Below are 18,166 nucleotides of genomic sequence, written 5' to 3' on the forward strand. Positions count from 1 at the left end.
CTATGAATAGCGGCTTTACTCACATTACCGTGCTGCTCGAAGAAGCCGTGGAGGCTCTCGCGGTGCGCGCTGATGGCTGCTATCTGGACGGCACGTTCGGGCGTGGCGGGCATAGCCGCCTTATTCTGAGCCATCTCGGTCCTGACGGAAGGCTGCTGGGTTTCGACAAGGACCCTCAAGCGATTGCCACCGGGCAAGCGCTAGCGGCCGAAGACGGCCGCTTTGTCATTGTGCAGCGCAGCTTCGCCGAGCTGGGTTCGGAAGCTCTGGAGCGTAACCTGGCAGGCAAGGTCAGCGGTATTCTGCTGGATCTGGGTGTGTCGTCCCCGCAGCTGGATGACCCGGAGCGCGGCTTCAGCTTCATGAATGACGGCCCTCTGGACATGCGTATGGACCCGACTCGTGGCGTCAGTGCTGCCGAGTTCATTGCCAGTGCCCCCGCCGAAGAAATCGCCCGCGTGTTCAAGGAATACGGTGAAGAGCGCTTTGCAAAACGCATGGCCAACGCCGTAGTCCAGCGCCGTGAAATCCAGCCTTTCGAGCGCACGGCCGACTTGGCTGAAGTTCTCAAGGTGGCCAACCCTGCCTGGGAAAAAGGCAAAAATCCTGCAACGCGAGCCTTTCAAGGCTTGCGCATTCACGTCAACAACGAGCTGGGCGATCTGGAAGCTGGCCTCGAAGCGGCAATGGAAGCTCTGGAAGTGGGTGGACGTCTGGTGGTCATCAGCTTTCATTCGCTTGAAGACCGCATCGTCAAATTGTTCATGCGTAAGCTCGCCAAGGGCGAAGCTGACAACATGCCGCGCAACCTGCCTATTCAATACAAGGCATTCGAGCCGAAAATCAAGATTCACGGCAAGGCTCAATTCGCTTCCGATACCGAAACCAAGGCCAACCCACGCTCGCGCAGTGCTGTCATGCGTGTAGCGGAGAAGCTCAGGTGAGCCGGCTGTTCCTGAAACCTCTGCCCGGCGGCAGCTTCATTATGCTGCTGCTGTTTATTGCTGTCCTGATTTCGGCCATCGGCGTTTCCTATAGTGCCCATTGGAACCGCCAACTGCTCAACTCGCTGTATTCGGAGATGAGCGTGCGCGACAAGGCGCAGGCAGAATGGGGGCGTCTGATCCTTGAACAAAGTACCTGGACCGCGCACAGCCGTATCGAGACACTGGCCACCGAGCAACTGAAGATGCGCATTCCAAGCGCCGCTGAAGTACGGATGGTGGCGCCATGATGAAGCTTGAGGGCGCACTCTATCCGTGGCGTTTCCGCGTAGTCGTAGGGCTTCTTGTATCGCTGGTGCTTGCCATTTGCTGGCGCATCGTCGACCTGCAAGTCATCGACCATACCTTCCTCAAGGAGCAGGGCGACGCGCGCAGTCTTCGGCATATCCCTATTCCTGCTCACCGCGGTCTGATTACCGATCGCAACGGCGAGCCGCTTGCCGTGAGTACGCCGGTGACCACCCTGTGGGCCAACCCGCGCGAAATGCAGCAGGACAAGTCCAAGTGGCCAATGCTTGCAGCGGCGACAGGGCAGGACCTTAAAGCCCTGACCGAGCGTCTTGAAGCGCAGTCCACTAAGGAGTTCATATATTTGGTTCGCGGCATGACGCCTGAGCAGGGTCAGGCTGCGCTGGATCTGAAAGTGCCAGGTGTCTATGGCATCGAAGAATTCCGCCGTTTCTACCCGGCAGGCGACGTGACCGCACACATGGTCGGCTTTACCGACCTCGACGACCACGGTCGTGAAGGTGTAGAGCTGGCCTACGACGACTGGCTTGCTGGCGTGCCCGGCAAGCGTCAGGTCATCAAGGACCGGCGTGGACGGCTGATCAAGGACGTTCAGGTGACCAAGAATGCCAAGGCCGGAAAGACCTTGGCGTTGTCCATTGACCTGCGTCTGCAGTATCTGGCAACCCGTGAGCTGCGCAACGCGATCGTAGAGAACGAGGCCAAGGCCGGCAGCATGGTGATCATGGACGTCAAGACCGGTGAAGTCCTGGCGATGGTCAACCAGCCGACCTACAACCCGAACAACCGTCGCACGATGGTGCCCGCCGCCATGCGCAACCGGGCAATAATTGACGTGTTCGAACCGGGTTCGACCATGAAGCCGATTTCCATGACTGCAGCGCTGGACAGCGGTCGCTGGAAGCCGACCGACAAGGTCGAGGTTTATCCGGGCACTTTGCAGATCGGCAAATACACCATTCGTGACGTGACCAAGACCGAAGGCCCGATCCTCGATCTGACCGGCATTCTGATCAACTCCAGTAACGTCGGCATGAGTAAAGTCGCGTTCGATGTGGGCGGCGAAGCGATTTTCCGCGCCATGCAGCGTGTCGGTTTCGGTCAGTACACCGGTCTGGGCTTCCCTGGCGAGCGCGTTGGCAACCTGCCCAACTACCGTGAATGGCGCAAGGCAGAAACCGCCACGCTGTCCTATGGCTACGGCCTGTCGGTCACCGCGTTGCAACTGGTACACGCCTATGGCGCGCTGGCCAACAACGGCCGGATCGTACCGCTGACCATCTTGAAGACAGACAAAGAGCCAGAGTCGACTCAGGCCATTCCAGAGAAAACCGCCAAGACACTGCAGGGCATGCTCCAGCAGGTGATCGAAGACCCGCGCGGCGTGTATCGCGCCCGTGTGCCGTCCTATCACGTTGGTGGCAAGAGCGGTACCGCACGCAAGACGTCCATCGGCACCAAGGGCTACGCGGAAAACTCCTATCGCTCGCTGTTCGCCGGTTTCGGACCGATGAGTAACCCGCGTTACGCCATCGTGGTCGTCATCGATGAACCGAGCAAGGGCGGCTACTACGGCGGTCTGGTTTCTGCGCCAGTGTTCAGCAAGGTCATGTCCGGCACGTTGCGTCTGATGAACGTGACGCCTGACAACCTTGCGCCACCGGAGCAAGTCAATGCAGCACCCGCAGCCAAAGGAGGGCGTGGTTGATGACCTTGAGTCTGAGCAAAATTTTCGCTAATCATACCGACCGCGATCCACTGATTCGCGAGTTGACCCTGGACAGCCGTAACGTGCGTCCGGGCGATCTGTTTCTGGCTGTGCCGGGCATCAAGGCTGATGGTCGCGCGCACATTGCCGATGCGCTCAAGCGCGGCGCGGCGGCAGTGGCGTATGAGGTAGAAGGCTCCAACGTTCTGCCGCTCACTGACGTGCCGCTGATTCCGGTCAAGGGGCTTGCTGCGCAGCTTTCTGACATCGCAGGTCGTTTTTACGGCGATCCAAGCCGCAGGCTGAACCTGGTTGGCGTCACCGGCACCAATGGCAAGACCAGTGTCACTCAGCTGGTTGCCCAGGCGCTTGACGCACTGGGTCAGCGCTGCGGCATCGTCGGCACGCTGGGCACCGGTTTCTATGGTTCGCTGCAAAGCGGTCGCCACACCACGCCTGACCCTATTGCGGTTCAGGCGACGCTGACTGACCTGAAAAAGGCCGGCGCGCGAGCTGTGGCGATGGAAGTGTCGTCCCACGGTCTGGATCAGGGACGGGCGACCGCGCTGGCGTTCGACGTGGCAGTGCTGACCAACCTGTCTCGTGATCATCTGGATTATCACGGCACTATGGAAGCCTATGGCGCTGCCAAGGCCAAATTGTTCGCATGGCCAAATCTGAACTGCCGGGTGATCAACCTTGACGACGATTTCGGCCGTCAGATGGCTGGTCTCAAGCAGGAATCGCGTCTGATCACCTACAGCCAGCTGGACAGCTCGGCGTATCTGTATTGTCGCGAAGCCAAATTCGATGACGATGGCGTGCGCGCCACGCTGGTTACGCCGCAAGGCGAGCATTTTCTGCGCAGCAGCCTGTTGGGCCGGTTCAACCTGAGCAATGTGCTGGCTGCGGTCGGCGCTTTGCTGGGGCTGGATTACGCGCTGGACGAAATCCTCAAGGTACTGCCAAAACTCGAAAGCCCGGTCGGACGCATGCAGCGTCTGGGTGGTGCTGACAAGCCGCTGGTGGTCGTTGACTATGCGCACACCCCGGACGCGCTGGAAAAAGTGCTCGAAGCACTGCGCCCTCATGCCAAAGGTCGCTTGCTGTGCCTTTTCGGTTGCGGTGGCGACCGCGATCGCGGCAAGCGTCCGCTGATGGCGGAAGTGGTCGAGCGACTGGCCGACGGTATCTGCGTCACTGACGACAACCCTCGCAACGAATCATCTTCTCAGATATTCGCCGACATCCGTCCGGGCTTTGCGGCCGCCGACAAGGTGAGCTTCATCGAGGGACGCGCTCAGGCCATTGCCGAGTTGATCGCCGGTGCCAGCGCTGATGATGTTGTAGTGCTTGCTGGCAAAGGGCACGAGGACTACCAGGAAATCAGCGGCCAGCGTCAGCCGTTTTCTGATCTTGAAGAAGCTGCCCGAGCGCTTGCCGCGTGGGAGGCTGCCAATGCTTAAGCCCATGACATTCGCTGAGTTGCTCGTGCCGCTTGATGCCCGCAGGGTAGGTGGCGATTGCCGTTTCGACGGCGTGAGCACCGACAGCCGTGGTATTCAGGCGGGGCAACTGTTTGTGGCCTTGACCGGTCCGCGTTTCGACGGTCACGAATACCTTGAACAAGTAGCGGCCAAAGGTGCAGTCGGCGCGTTGGTCGAGCGCGAGGTTGAAGGCGCAACGCTGCCGCAACTGGTTGTGCTCGACACCCGCAAGGCCCTTGCCCAGCTGGGCGCGATGAATCGCAATGCGTTTGTCGACAAGCCTGTTGCTGCAGTCACCGGTTCCAGTGGCAAAACCACGGTCAAGGAGATGCTCGCAAGCATCCTGCGCACGCGCGGGCCTGTGCTGGCGACGCGTGGCAACCTGAACAATGAGCTCGGTGTGCCGCTCACCCTGCTGGAGCTGGCTCCCGAATACACCTCGGCTGTAATTGAGCTGGGCGCCTCGCGCGTCGGTGAAATCGCTTACACAGTCAGCCTCACCAAGCCGCATGTGGCCATGATCACCAACGCCGGGTCTGCCCATGTGGGCGAGTTCGGCGGTCCGGACAAAATCGTCGAGGCCAAGGGCGAGATCCTTGAAGGTCTGGACGCTACCGGCACGGCTGTGCTGAACCTGGAAGACAAGGCGTTTCCGATCTGGCGCAAGCGTGCAGGCAATCGTGCTGTGCTGACCTTCGCACTGGCTGACACGGCCGCCGATCTGTACGCCAGTGACCTCAGCCGGGATGCCAGAGGCTGCCCGGGTTTCACGCTCAACAGCCCATTGGGCAAAGCACAGGTGCAACTCAACCTGTTGGGTGCGCATAACGTCACTAACGCCCTGACCGCTGCGGCTGCTGCGTGTGCCCTGGGCGTGTCGCTGGAAGGCATCGTCACCGGTCTGAACAACGTGCAACCGGTCAAGGGCCGGGCGGTCGCGCAGATCGCCAGTAATGGCGTTCGCGTCATTGATGACACCTACAACGCCAACCCTGCGTCGATCAACGCTGCCGTCGATGTTCTAACCGGTTTCACCGGCCGTACCGTACTGGTGCTGGGCGATATCGGCGAACTGGGCGACTGGGCCGAGCAGGGGCACCGCGAAGTAGGTGCCTACGCCGCTGGCAAAGTGTCGGCCCTGTATGCCGTCGGCCCGCTGATGACTCATGCCGTCAGCGCCTTTGGTGAACATGCCTATCACTTTGCCAGTCAGGCAGAGCTGATCGCAGCGCTGGGCGCCGAGCAGGACCCTAATACCACTTTATTGATCAAGGGCTCGCGTAGCGCTGCGATGGAAAACGTCGTAGCTGCCTTGTGCGGTTCTAGCCTGGAGAAACATTAATGCTGCTGCTGTTGGCCGAGTTTCTACAACAGTTCTACAAAGGCTTTGCGGTCTTTCAGTACCTGTCTCTGCGCGGGATTCTTGGCGTGCTTACCGCACTGACGCTGTCGCTGTGCCTGGGTCCATGGATGATCCGCACTTTGCAGATGCGCCAGATCGGCCAGTCGGTCCGCAATGACGGTCCGCAGTCGCACTTGTCGAAATCCGGCACACCGACCATGGGCGGGGCGCTGATCCTGTCGTCCATCGGCATTAGCACCTTACTGTGGGCTGACCTCAGCAACCGCTATGTGTGGGTTGTGTTGCTGGTGACCTTCCTGTTCGGCGCCATCGGCTGGGTCGATGACTACCGCAAAGTGATCGAAAAGAATTCTCGGGGCTTGCCCAGCCGCTGGAAGTACTTCTGGCAGTCGGTGTTCGGCCTTGGCGCAGCCATCTTTCTTTATACGACTGCGCCTTCAGCAACTGAAACCACGCTGATCGTGCCAATGCTCAAGGATGTTCGCATTCCGCTGGGCATCGGCTTCATCGTGCTGACCTATTTCGTGATCGTGGGCTCCAGTAACGCCGTCAACCTGACTGATGGTCTGGACGGCCTGGCAATCATGCCGACCGTGATGGTCGGCGGCGCTCTGGGCATCTTCTGCTACCTGTCGGGTAACGTGAAGTTCGCTGAGTACCTGCTGATTCCTTATGTTCCGGGGGCGGGTGAACTGATCGTGTTCTCCGGGGCGCTGATTGGTGCGGGGCTCGGGTTCCTGTGGTTCAACACCTATCCGGCACAGGTTTTCATGGGCGACGTCGGTGCGCTGGCGCTCGGCGCGGCGTTGGGCACCATGGCCGTTATCGTGCGTCAGGAAATGGTCCTGTTCATCATGGGCGGCGTGTTCGTGATGGAAACACTTTCAGTGGTCATTCAGGTTGCGTCTTTCAAACTTACCGGCCGCCGGGTGTTTCGCATGGCGCCGATTCACCACCACTTTGAACTCAAAGGCTGGCCCGAGCCACGCGTGATCGTCCGTTTCTGGATCATCACCGTGATTCTGGTGCTCATCGGCCTTGCCACACTGAAACTGAGGTAAAACGAGTGTCCCTGATCGTTTCCGACCGCTTCCGCATTGTTGTGGGGCTTGGCAAAAGTGGCATGTCACTGGTTCGCTTCCTGGCGAACCGGGGCGTGTCCTTTGCTGTGGCCGACACGCGGGAGAATCCTCCTGAGCTGGCGACCTTGCGTCGTGAGTATCCGCAGGTGGAAGTGCGTTGTGGCGAGCTGGACGTCGATTTCCTCTGCCGTGCCGACGAGCTGTATGTCAGCCCCGGTCTGGCGCTGGCCACCCCTGCGCTGCAGCAGGCCCATGCACGCGGCGTGCAGCTGTCTGGCGATATCGAGCTGTTCGCGCGTTACGCGAAGGCACCGATTATCGCCATCACGGGTTCGAATGCGAAAAGCACAGTCACCACGTTAGTCGGCGACATGGCCAAGGCCGCAGGTAAGCGCGTCGCGGTGGGCGGCAACCTTGGCACTCCGGCGCTCGACCTGCTCAGTGATGACATCGATTTGTATGTGATGGAGCTGTCCAGCTTTCAGCTCGAAACCACCGACCAGCTCAATGCTGAAGTGGCGACCGTGCTGAATATTAGCGAAGACCACATGGACCGTTATACCGGTCTGCCTGCTTACCATCAGGCTAAGCACCGGATATTCCGCGGTGCCCGGCAAGTGGTGGTCAATCGTCAGGACGCGCTGTCCCGCCCGCTGATCGGCGAAGGTCTGCCTTGCTGGACGTTTGGCCTCAACAAGCCTGATTTTCACGGTTTCGGTCTGCGCGAAGAGAACGGCGAAAAGTACTTGGCGTTCCAGTTCGAAAACCTGATGCCGGTGCGTGATCTGAAAGTGCGCGGTGCGCACAATCAGGCCAATGCACTCGCTGCGCTGGCGCTGGGGCACGCTGTGGGCCTGCCATTCGAGGCCATGCTTGCCAGCCTGCGCGAGTTCACCGGGCTGGAGCATCGCTGCCAATGGCTGCGCGAGCATGACGGTGTGGATTACTACAACGATTCCAAGGCCACCAACGTTGGCGCTGCACTGGCTGCCATCAAGGGGTTGGGTTCGGACATCGATGGCAAGCTGGTCCTGATCGCTGGTGGCGATGGCAAGGGTGCTGACTTCAGCGGTTTGCGCGCACCAGTGACAGAACATTGCCGCGCGGTCGTCTTGCTGGGTCGCGACGCCGAACTGATTGCCCAGGTGTTGGGGGATGCAGTTCCGCTGATCCGCGTCGACACGTTGCAGGCCGCTGTAGAGCGCAGCGCATCGCTGGCTCAAGGCGGCGACGCTGTATTGCTTTCCCCCGCATGCGCCAGCCTGGACATGTTCAAGAATTATGAAGAGCGCGGACGTGTGTTCGCGCAGGCAGTGGAGTGCTTGTCATGATCTTCGGTGTGATCAAGCCTTATCCATCGCCGCTGATCAGCGGGCGCGGCATCGACCTCGACTTCCCGATGCTGGTCGGCTGTCTGGCTCTGCTGGGCCTTGGCCTGGTGATGATTACTTCTGCCTCGTCGGAAGTGGCTGCCGTGCAGTCCGGCAATACGCTGTACATGATGACCCGCCACCTGGTGTACCTGCTGATCGGTCTGGGCGCCTGCGGCGTGACCATGATGATTCCGGTCGCCACCTGGCAACGTCTGGGCTGGCTGATGCTGCTCGGTGCGTTCGGCCTTTTGCTGCTGGTGCTGGTGCCGGGAATCGGGCGCGAGGTGAACGGTTCTATGCGCTGGATCGGCTTCGGCGCGTTCAACGTGCAGCCATCCGAAATCGCCAAGGTATTTGTGGTGATCTTCCTCGCTGGCTACCTGATTCGTCAGCAGCAGGAAGTGCGTGAAAGCTGGATGGGCTTCTTCAAACCGTTCATCGTGCTTTTGCCGATGGCTGGCCTGTTGTTGATGGAGCCAGACTTCGGTGCAACTGTCGTAATGATGGGCGCGGCAGCCGCGATGCTGTTTCTCGGTGGCGTCGGCCTGTTCCGCTTCTCGCTGATGGTGGTGCTGGCAGTGGCGTCGGTGGTGGTGCTGGTTCAGGCACAGCCATACCGCATGGCGCGCCTGACCAACTTTACTGACCCGTGGGCTGACCAGTTCGGCTCCGGCTACCAATTGACCCAGGCGCTGATCGCCTTTGGGCGCGGTGAGTGGATCGGCGTCGGTCTGGGCAACAGCGTACAGAAGCAGTTCTACCTGCCAGAAGCGCACACCGACTTCGTGTTCTCGGTACTCGCCGAAGAGCTGGGCGTTGTCGGCTCGCTGCTGACTGTCGCGCTGTTCCTGTTTGTCAGTATTCGGGGCATGTACATCGGCATGTGGGCAGAAAGAGCCAAGCAGTTTTTCGGCGCTTATGTGGCTTACGGCCTGTCGTTCCTGTGGATCGGTCAGTTCCTGATCAACATCGGCGTGAACGTCGGTCTGCTGCCGACAAAGGGTCTGACGCTGCCTTTCCTCAGTTATGGCGGCAGCTCGCTGGTTATCTGCTGTGCAAGCCTGGGCCTGCTGCTGCGCATCGAATGGGAATCGCGCAACAACATGGGCAGCGAAGAAGCCGAGTTCCAGGAAAGCGATTTCGCCGAGGACACGCCCAATGGACGCTAACGTGCTGATCATGGCGGGTGGTACCGGCGGGCATGTGTTCCCGGCGCTTGCCTGCGCACGCGAGTTCCAGGCACGTGGCTACAACGTCCACTGGCTGGGCACGCCACGCGGCATCGAAAACGAGCTGGTGCCCCAGGCCGGTCTGAAGCTGCACCTGATCAACGTCACCGGTCTGCGTGGCAAGGGTCGCTTGTCGTTGCTCAAGGCCCCTTTGATGTTGCTCAAGGCCCTGATGCAGGCCCGCAAGGTCGTGCGCCAGTTAAAGCCGGTCTGCGTGGTCGGTTTTGGTGGCTACGTCACAGGCCCAGGCGGACTGGCGGCGAAGCTGGCGGGCGTACCGTTGATCATTCATGAGCAGAACGCCGTTGCAGGAACTGCCAATCGCAGCCTGGCGTCGTTTGCCAGCCGCGTGTGCGAAGCATTCCCGAACACGTTCGCTGCATCTGCCAAGCGTCGCACCACGGGCAACCCGGTGCGGGTCGAGCTGTTTCTGGAAACTCCGCGTCAGGCGCTGGCCGGACGCAAGGCTCGTCTGTTGGTTCTGGGCGGCAGCCTGGGCGCGGAACCCTTGAACAAACTGCTGCCCGAGGCGCTGGCCCGGCTGCCTCAGGACATCCAGCCCGACGTGTTTCATCAGTCGGGCAAGAATCATGACGCCGTTACTGCAGAGCGCTATCGCACCGCAGGCGTCGAGGCGCAAGTCGCGCCATTTATCCAGAACATGGCCCAAGCCTATGGCTGGGCCGACCTGGTGGTCTGCCGCGCAGGCGCATTGACCATCAGTGAACTGGCCGCCGCCGGTCTGCCGTCGTTGCTGATACCACTGCCCCACGCGATTGATGACCATCAGTCTCGTAACGCTGACTATCTGGCCCGAGAAGGCGCAGCCTTCGTCATGCCACAAGCGACAACTGGCGCCGCCGAGATGGCCGCACGCCTGAAAGAGGTTTTGATGCAACCCGAACAATTGAACAGCATGGCCCGCACTGCACGTCGCCTGGCCAGGCCCGATGCCACTAACGCTGTTGTGGATATCTGTGTGGAGGTGGCTCATGGTTGAGAATCAACGCGCCATGCCACAACCTGAAATGCGCCGTATCCGTCGCATCCACTTCGTCGGTATCGGCGGCGTAGGCATGTGCGGCATTGCCGAAGTGCTGCTGAACCTGGGTTACGAAGTTTCTGGCTCTGACCTCAAGAGCTCCCCGGTTACCGATCGTCTCGAATCGTTCGGTGCGCAGATTTTTGTCGGTCACCGTGCCGAAAACACCGTGGGTGCCGACGTACTCGTGGTGTCCAGCGCCGTGAACACCTCCAACCCGGAAGTGGCTACGGCTCTGGAACGCCGTATTCCCGTCGTGCCACGCGCCGAGATGCTCGCCGAGCTGATGCGCTATCGCCACGGCATCGCGGTTGCTGGCACACATGGTAAAACCACCACCACCAGCCTGATCGCTTCTGTGTTCGCTGCCGGTGGCCTGGACCCGACGTTCGTGATTGGCGGCCGGCTGAATGCTGCCGGCACTAACGCGCAATTGGGCACCAGCCGTTATCTGATCGCCGAAGCCGATGAAAGCGATGCAAGCTTCCTGCACCTGCAGCCACTGGTTGCAGTGGTCACCAACATCGACGCCGATCACATGGCGACCTATGAAGGCGACTTCAACAAGCTGAAGAAGACCTTTGTCGAGTTCCTGCACAACCTGCCGTTCTACGGTCTGGCAGTGATGTGCATCGACGATCCTGTGGTGCGTGAAATCCTGCCGATGGTCAAGCGCCCGACGCTGACCTATGGCTTCAGCGAGTCTGCCGACATACGTGCGATCAACGTGCGTCAGGACGGCATGCTGACTTTCTTTACCGTGTTGCGCCGCGACCGCGAGCCACTTGACGTGTCGGTGAACATGCCCGGCAACCATAACGTGCTCAACTCGCTGGCGACGATCGCCATTGCGACCGACGAAGGCGTCAGTGACGAGGCCATCGTTCAAGGTCTGTCGGGCTTTCAGGGCGTCGGTCGGCGCTTTCAGGTATATGGCGAATTGCCTGTCGACGGTGGCAACGTGATGCTGGTCGACGACTATGGTCACCACCCGCGGGAAGTGGCTGCCGTGATCAATGCAGTACGCGGTGGCTGGCCGGATCGTCGCCTGGTGATGGTCTACCAGCCACACCGTTTCAGTCGCACACGCGACCTGTACGACGACTTCGTGCAGGTGCTGGCCGATGCCAACGTACTGTTGCTGATGGAAGTCTACCCGGCCGGCGAAGAACCGATTCCGGGTGCGGACAGCCGCAACCTGTGCCACAGCATTCGTCAGCGCGGCCAGCTGGACCCGATCTACATCGAGCGTGGCGTCGAGCTGGCACCACTGGTCAAGCCATTGCTGCGCGCTGGCGACATTCTGCTGTGCCAGGGCGCCGGGGACATCGGTGGCCTTGCGCCACAGCTGCTCAAAAGCCCGCTGTTCGTCGGCGCCAAAGTGGCTTCAACCGAAGGTAAGCTGAAATGACAGCCGCCGCCCTGTCTTCCCTGCGCTCGACACTGGAGCCGAAAAGCTTCGGCCGTGTCGCCGTGCTCTTCGGTGGCAAGAGTGCCGAACGGGAAGTCTCTCTGAATTCGGGCAATGCAGTGCTTAAGGCGCTGCTCGATGCGGACGTCGATGCGTTCGGTATCGATGTGGGGGATGATTTCCTGCACCGTCTGGTCAGTGAAAAGATCGACCGTGCCTTCATCGTTCTGCACGGACGCGGTGGCGAAGACGGCACCATGCAAGGGCTGCTCGAGTGTCTTGAAATCCCTTACACAGGCAGTGGCGTACTGGCTTCTGCGCTGGCGATGGACAAGCTGCGGACCAAGCAGGTCTGGCAGAGTCTGGGCCTCCCGACGCCACTGCATGCGGTGCTGGAAAACGAGAACGATTGTATTTGCGCCGCGACGGAACTGGGCTTCCCTTTGATCGTCAAACCGGCCCATGAAGGTTCAAGTATCGGTATGGCGAAGGTGAACAGCGTCGATGAATTGATCGCCGCCTGGAAAGCCGCCAGTACCTACGATTCGCAAGTTTTAGTCGAGCAGTGGATTCAGGGCCCTGAGTTCACTGTGGCCTCTCTGCGTGGGCAGGTGCTGCCTCCCATCGGCCTTGGTACTCCTCACAGTTTTTACGATTACGACGCCAAGTATCTGGCTTCGGATACGCAATACCGTATCCCGTGCGGGCTTGGCGATGTTCAGGAACAGGCACTCAAAGAACTTGCTGCACGCGCCTGCTATGCCATTGGCATTGCCGGATGGGCGCGCACGGACGTCATGCAGGACGCGCAGGGCAAGTTCTGGTTGCTGGAAGTTAATACCGTGCCCGGCATGACCGATCACAGCCTGGTCCCGATGGCGGCGCGTGCTGCCGGTCTGGATTTTCAACAACTGGTGTTGGCGATTCTGGCCGACAGCGTTCAGGCGAGAGGGTAAGGCATGTACGGCCCGTCGGCACGTCCTCAGTCACCCGCTCCCGGCCGCAACAAGCCGGTGCCGCGTGGCGCCAGCCGGATGGTGGCCAAGGAGCCTCTGTCGGCGCGTCTGCCCAAGGCCAACTTCAGTTTCCTGAAGCGTCTGATGTGGCCGGTGCTGCTGGTGGTTCTGGGCTTCGGCACTTATGAGGCAGCACAGCGCCTGTTGCCGTATGCCGATCGGCCGATCACCCGCATCAATGTGCAGGGCGATTTGAGTTACATCAGCCAGCAGGCCGTGCAGCAGCGGATTGCGCCGTACGTGGCGTCGAGCTTTTTCAAGATCGACCTGACGGCCATGCGCACCGAGCTGGAGCAGATGCCGTGGATTGCGCACGCCGAGGTGCGTCGTGTCTGGCCGGATCAGGTAGTGATTCGTCTTGAAGAGCAACTGCCGGTTGCCCGTTGGGGCGACGAGTCGTTGTTGAACAACCAGGGGCAGGCTTTCACGCCGCGTGAACTGTCCAACTATGAACATCTTCCCCAGTTGTTCGGTCCGCAGCGGGCCCAACAGCAGGTGATGCAGCAGTATCAGGTGTTGAGTCAGATGTTGCGCCCTCTGGGCTTCTCCATCGTGCGCCTTGAACTGCGCGAGCGCGGCAGCTGGTTCCTGACAACAGGCGCCGGTAGTGCTGGCCCGGGTATCGAATTGTTGCTTGGACGCGACCACCTCGTCGAAAAAATGCGCCGTTTCATCGCGATTTACGACAAAACGCTGAAAGAACAAATCACGAATATCGCGCGTGTCGACTTGCGCTACTCCAACGGCCTGGCGGTCGGTTGGCGTGACCCGGCAGCGGCAACGACGGAAAAACCCGCCGTCGCGAAGAATTGATAAGAGGCAAGACCATGGCAAACGTGCAAAGCGGCAAAATGATCGTCGGGCTGGATATCGGTACCTCCAAGGTGGTGGCGCTGGTAGGCGAAGTCGCGGCCGATGGTTCGCTGGAAATCGTGGGTATCGGTACCCATCCTTCACGCGGCCTGAAGAAGGGCGTGGTGGTGAATATCGAGTCGACTGTGCAGTCGATCCAGCGCGCAATCGAAGAGGCGCAATTGATGGCCGGCTGCCGTATTCACTCGGCGTTCGTCGGTGTTGCGGGCAGCCACATTCGCAGCCTGAACTCCCACGGTATCGTGGCGATTCGTGACCGTGAAGTCAGCTCCGCCGACCTTGAGCGTGTGCTTGATGCCGCCCAGGCAGTGGCCATTCCTGCCGACCAGCGCGTGCTGCACACCTTGCCTCAGGACTACGTGATCGATAACCAGGAAGGCGTGCGCGAGCCTCTGGGCATGTCCGGCGTGCGACTGGAAGCCAAGGTACACGTAGTGACCTGCGCCGTGAATGCCGCGCAGAACATCGAAAAGTGCGTGCGCCGTTGTGGCCTGGAAGTCGACGACATCATTCTCGAGCAACTGGCATCGGCCTATTCGGTGCTGACCGACGACGAGAAAGAGCTGGGCGTCTGCCTGGTGGACATCGGTGGCGGTACCACCGACATCGCGATTTTCACCGAAGGCGCCATTCGTCACACCGCGGTCATCCCGATTGCCGGCGATCAGGTCACCAACGACATCGCCATGGCGCTGCGTACCCCGACCCAGTACGCCGAAGAAATCAAGATTCGTTATGCCTGCGCCCTGGCCAAACTGGCCGGTGCAGGGGAAACCATCAAGGTACCGAGCGTGGGCGACCGTCCACCTCGCGAGCTGTCGCGCCAGGCCTTGGCCGAAGTGGTCGAACCTCGTTACGACGAGTTGTTCACCCTGATCCAGGCCGAGTTGCGTCGCAGCGGCTACGAAGACCTGATCCCGGCCGGCATCGTGCTGACCGGTGGTACGGCAAAAATGGAAGGTGCGGTAGAGCTGGCTGAGGAAATCTTCCACATGCCGGTGCGCCTCGGCGTACCGCACAGCGTCAAAGGGCTCGCGGATGTCGTGCGCAACCCGATCTACTCGACTGGCGTAGGCCTGTTGATGTACGGGCTGCAAAAGCAATCGGATGGCATTTCGCTGTCCGGGATTGTCGGCAACAGCAGTTACAGCGACGAGACCAAGGCTCCGGTGCTTGAGCGGATCAAGCGTTGGGTGCAGGGAAATTTCTGAGTTTCAAGGTTTTCAAAGATTCAGGGCGACAAAAGCAACATCGGCAGGCAGTAGGCAAAACTAACTAGAAAGCGGAAGGAGAGAGAAAATGTTCGAACTCGTAGACAACGTCCCGCAAAGCCCGGTCATTAAAGTAATCGGTGTAGGCGGTGGTGGCGGAAACGCTGTCAATCACATGGTCAAGAGCAACATCGAAGGCGTGGAATTCATCTGCGCCAACACTGATGCTCAGGCGCTGAAAAACATTGGCGCACGGACCATCCTGCAACTCGGTACAGGCGTGACCAAAGGTCTTGGCGCTGGCGCCAACCCTGAAGTCGGTCGTCAGGCCGCCATGGAAGACCGTGAGCGCATTGCAGAAGTCCTGCAGGGCACCAACATGGTTTTCATCACCACTGGCATGGGCGGCGGTACCGGTACCGGTGCAGCACCGATCATTGCCGAAGTGGCCAAGGAAATGGGCATTCTGACGGTCGCAGTCGTGACCCGTCCGTTCCCGTTCGAAGGTCGCAAGCGTATGCAGATCGCCGATGAAGGCATCCGCATGCTGTCCGAAAGCGTCGACTCGTTGATCACCATTCCCAACGAGAAGCTGCTGACCATCCTCGGTAAGGACGCCAGCCTGCTGTCGGCTTTCGCCAAGGCTGACGATGTACTGGCCGGTGCCGTTCGCGGTATCTCCGACATCATCAAGCGTCCGGGCATGATCAACGTCGACTTCGCCGACGTTCGCACCGTGATGAGCGAAATGGGTATGGCGATGATGGGCACTGGCTGCGCCAGCGGTCCTAACCGTGCACGTGAAGCGACTGAGGCAGCCATCCGCAACCCGCTGCTCGAAGACGTCAACCTGCAGGGCGCTCGCGGCATCCTGGTCAACATCACTGCCGGTCCTGACCTGTCTCTGGGTGAGTACTCCGACGTGGGCAGCATCATCGAAGCGTTCGCTTCCGAGCACGCGATGGTCAAGGTCGGTACCGTTATCGATCCGGACATGCGTGACGAGTTGCACGTGACTGTGGTTGCTACCGGCCTGGGCGCGAAAATCGAGAAGCCAGTCAAGGTGATCGACAACACGATGCAGACCACCCAGCAGGCGCCTGCCCAGCAAGCTGCCCGTCAGGAAGCTCCATCGGTCAATTATCGTGATCTGGACCGTCCTACCGTGATGCGCAATCAGGCACACGCAGGCGCAACCGCAGCCGCGAAGATGAATCCTAACGACGATCTCGATTACCTGGACATCCCGGCTTTCCTGCGTCGTCAGGCCGATTGATGAAATGTATCAGGGGTATTAGGGTGATTGGTGTTCAGCAAAGGCATGGTCTGCTATCATCGCCAGCCTTTGTTGATACCAGTTCGCAACTTGCGCTGAAGCGGCCCATGCCATGATTAAACAACGCACCCTGAAAAATATTATCCGTGCCACAGGTGTAGGCCTGCACTCCGGGGAGAAGGTTTACCTGACCCTCAAGCCCGCACCTGTGAATACCGGCATTGTGTTTTGCCGAGCTGACCTTGATCCGGTCGTGCAGATACCTGCACGTGCGGAAAATGTCGGTGACACCACGTTGTCGACCACACTGGTCAATGGTGATGTCAAAGTTGACACGGTGGAACACTTGCTCTCGGCCATGGCTGGCCTTGGCATCGATAACGCCTACGTCGAGCTCTCTGCCTCCGAAGTCCCGATCATGGACGGCAGCGCAGGCCCCTTCGTATTCCTGATTCAATCGGCAGGCCTGGAAGAACAGGACGCGCCGAAGAAATTCATCCGGATCCTGCGTGAAGTCTCAGTGGAGGAGGGCGGTAAACGCGCTACTTTCGTGCCTTTCGAAGGGTTCAAGGTCAGTTTCGAGATCGATTTCGATCACCCCGTCTTCCGCGACCGCACTCAAAGTGCAAGCGTGGACTTTTCCAGCACTTCCTTCGTGAAGGAAGTCAGCCGTGCCAGGACCTTCGGGTTCATGAGTGATATCGAGTACCTGCGCAAGCACAATCTCGCACTCGGCGGCAGCGTGGAAAACGCCATTGTGGTCGACAAGGACGGCGTATTGAACGAAGACGGCCTGCGGTACGAGGACGAATTCGTCAAACACAAAATCCTGGACGCCATCGGTGACCTCTACCTGCTCGGCAATAGCCTGATCGGGGAGTTCCGGGGCTTCAAGTCGGGGCATGCACTGAACAATCGTCTTTTGCGCACGTTGATCGAGCAGAAAGACGCCTGGGAAGTGGTGACCTTCGAGGATGCCAGTACTGTACCTATTTCTTACATGCGCCCTGTAGCGGCCGTGTAAGGAAGCTTTACTCTCTTTCCTTTTGTATTTTAAAGGCTGCCTTCGGGTGGCCTTTTTTTATGGGTTTTTTTCCGAAAACGTCAGGCTGACAACCGGTTCTTTCAGTGCGCTCAGGGCTTTTTCTTGTCTCGGGCGTGGCTGGCCAGCCGCTCGAGTGCTGCCCGCAGCTTGGGGTCGGTGATGTTGTCGGCAGTGGCCTGAATGTTTTCAGCCGCGACCATCGACAGGTCGATGGTGTGCGTGGCAGCGCCGCGTGGCGCTTCTGGCGGTTGAACCTTGAAGACAATGCGAGTCAGGTTGATGAACTCGTCAAAGGCAATCAGTTGCCGATGCAGGCGTTTCTGCTGATAGCGCAAGCGCGTCGCCCAATGACCGTCCGTCACGATCAGCAACAAGGAACCTTCCCGCCATGAGGCCACGTGACAATGCTCCCGCGCCGCAGGCTGAAGCTGACTTTCGAGCAAGCGCTGCAGATGGCTGAGGCGTTCTGCGTGACGAAAGATGGCCTTGAGCGGCTTGGCTTCACGCAGCAAAACGGCAGGTGGGCGGGCATTCAGAGGACGAAAGGCCATGAGGGATTGCCTGAGTAACAAGATGAACATGTTAACAGAAAGCATTCTGGCGGCTGCTTTTGAAGGCATTTCCGTGCTTTCATATGCAAATCAATGAGTAACTTCCCCGAATTGCGGGTTGAAGTGCTTGAAAATGGCCCCATTGTAAAACTGCCCCGTCACAGCGCTGTGCCAGCATCGTGGAATAACGCCACTTTCCTCACCATCGTTTCCGGGTAGAATGCTCGTTCGCATGCGGCCATCTGG

Annotated in this window: 16 protein-coding genes; 15 read left to right on the top strand and 1 reads right to left on the bottom strand. The window is 59.6% G+C overall.

Going from position 1 to position 18,166, the window contains the following annotated elements:
- The first annotated feature begins 2 nt into the window (after positions 1-2).
- From rsmH to lpxC, 15 genes are all read left to right on the top strand, one after another.
- On the top strand, positions 3-944 hold the full coding sequence (gene rsmH, locus ALO43_RS18180; RefSeq protein ID WP_083492198.1) for a 16S rRNA (cytosine(1402)-N(4))-methyltransferase RsmH: 942 nt from the start codon (positions 3-5) through the stop codon (positions 942-944).
- Complete coding sequence (ftsL, locus tag ALO43_RS18185) at positions 941-1,234, top strand: cell division protein FtsL (protein WP_003340690.1); 294 nt, start codon at positions 941-943, stop codon at positions 1,232-1,234. Before rsmH ends, ftsL begins: the two co-directional genes overlap by 4 nt.
- Entirely contained in the window at positions 1,231-2,961 is a 1,731-nt protein-coding gene (locus ALO43_RS18190) for a peptidoglycan D,D-transpeptidase FtsI family protein (protein WP_005890163.1), read from the top strand. The genes ftsL and ALO43_RS18190 overlap by 4 nt, the downstream gene beginning before the upstream one ends.
- Complete coding sequence (locus ALO43_RS18195; protein ID WP_024668813.1) at positions 2,961-4,427, top strand: UDP-N-acetylmuramoyl-L-alanyl-D-glutamate--2,6-diaminopimelate ligase; 1,467 nt, start codon at positions 2,961-2,963, stop codon at positions 4,425-4,427. The genes ALO43_RS18190 and ALO43_RS18195 overlap by 1 nt, the downstream gene beginning before the upstream one ends.
- Complete coding sequence (locus ALO43_RS18200) at positions 4,420-5,790, top strand: UDP-N-acetylmuramoyl-tripeptide--D-alanyl-D-alanine ligase (protein WP_005890167.1); 1,371 nt, start codon at positions 4,420-4,422, stop codon at positions 5,788-5,790. Before ALO43_RS18195 ends, ALO43_RS18200 begins: the two co-directional genes overlap by 8 nt.
- The gene (mraY, locus tag ALO43_RS18205) at positions 5,790-6,872 is read left to right on the top strand and encodes a phospho-N-acetylmuramoyl-pentapeptide-transferase (protein ID WP_005890169.1); all 1,083 of its coding nucleotides are present in this window, start codon (positions 5,790-5,792) and stop codon (positions 6,870-6,872) included. Before ALO43_RS18200 ends, mraY begins: the two co-directional genes overlap by 1 nt.
- Positions 6,873-6,877: 5 nt before the next feature.
- On the top strand, positions 6,878-8,224 hold the full coding sequence (murD, locus tag ALO43_RS18210) for a UDP-N-acetylmuramoyl-L-alanine--D-glutamate ligase (protein ID WP_024668815.1): 1,347 nt from the start codon (positions 6,878-6,880) through the stop codon (positions 8,222-8,224).
- Positions 8,221-9,435 (top strand): putative lipid II flippase FtsW, encoded by a 1,215-nt coding sequence (ftsW, locus tag ALO43_RS18215; RefSeq protein WP_005890173.1) that lies wholly within the window; start codon positions 8,221-8,223, stop codon positions 9,433-9,435. Before murD ends, ftsW begins: the two co-directional genes overlap by 4 nt.
- Positions 9,425-10,495: an undecaprenyldiphospho-muramoylpentapeptide beta-N-acetylglucosaminyltransferase gene (gene murG / locus ALO43_RS18220; protein WP_024668816.1), complete on the top strand. Its 1,071-nt coding sequence runs from the start codon at positions 9,425-9,427 to the stop codon at positions 10,493-10,495. The genes ftsW and murG overlap by 11 nt, the downstream gene beginning before the upstream one ends.
- Positions 10,488-11,948 carry a UDP-N-acetylmuramate--L-alanine ligase gene (gene murC, locus ALO43_RS18225; protein WP_005890176.1) on the top strand — a complete coding sequence of 487 codons (1,461 nt, stop codon included), beginning with the start codon at positions 10,488-10,490 and terminating at the stop codon, positions 11,946-11,948. Before murG ends, murC begins: the two co-directional genes overlap by 8 nt.
- Positions 11,945-12,904, top strand: coding sequence for a D-alanine--D-alanine ligase (locus tag ALO43_RS18230; protein WP_054997880.1), 960 nt, complete (start codon positions 11,945-11,947; stop codon positions 12,902-12,904). Before murC ends, ALO43_RS18230 begins: the two co-directional genes overlap by 4 nt.
- A 3-nt stretch (positions 12,905-12,907) precedes the next feature.
- The gene (locus ALO43_RS18235; protein ID WP_005890178.1) at positions 12,908-13,777 is read left to right on the top strand and encodes a cell division protein FtsQ/DivIB; all 870 of its coding nucleotides are present in this window, start codon (positions 12,908-12,910) and stop codon (positions 13,775-13,777) included.
- 14 nt (positions 13,778-13,791) lie between these two features.
- Complete coding sequence (gene ftsA / locus ALO43_RS18240; protein WP_003364017.1) at positions 13,792-15,048, top strand: cell division protein FtsA; 1,257 nt, start codon at positions 13,792-13,794, stop codon at positions 15,046-15,048.
- Positions 15,049-15,136: 88 nt separating this feature from the next.
- Complete coding sequence (gene ftsZ / locus ALO43_RS18245; RefSeq protein WP_005890179.1) at positions 15,137-16,324, top strand: cell division protein FtsZ; 1,188 nt, start codon at positions 15,137-15,139, stop codon at positions 16,322-16,324.
- A 112-nt stretch (positions 16,325-16,436) separates the two neighbouring features.
- Entirely contained in the window at positions 16,437-17,348 is a 912-nt protein-coding gene (gene lpxC, locus ALO43_RS18250) for a UDP-3-O-acyl-N-acetylglucosamine deacetylase (RefSeq protein ID WP_054997881.1), read from the top strand.
- Positions 17,349-17,458: 110 nt separating this feature from the next.
- Here lpxC and ALO43_RS18255 read toward each other — a convergent pair whose 3' ends face one another.
- Positions 17,459-17,920 carry a DUF721 domain-containing protein gene (locus tag ALO43_RS18255; RefSeq protein ID WP_024668819.1) on the bottom strand — a complete coding sequence of 154 codons (462 nt, stop codon included), beginning with the start codon at positions 17,918-17,920 and terminating at the stop codon, positions 17,459-17,461.
- Between the last annotated feature and the right edge of the window lie 246 nt (positions 17,921-18,166).

This window comes from Pseudomonas tremae (assembly GCF_001401155.1).
GTDB lineage: Bacteria > Pseudomonadota > Gammaproteobacteria > Pseudomonadales > Pseudomonadaceae > Aquipseudomonas > Aquipseudomonas tremae.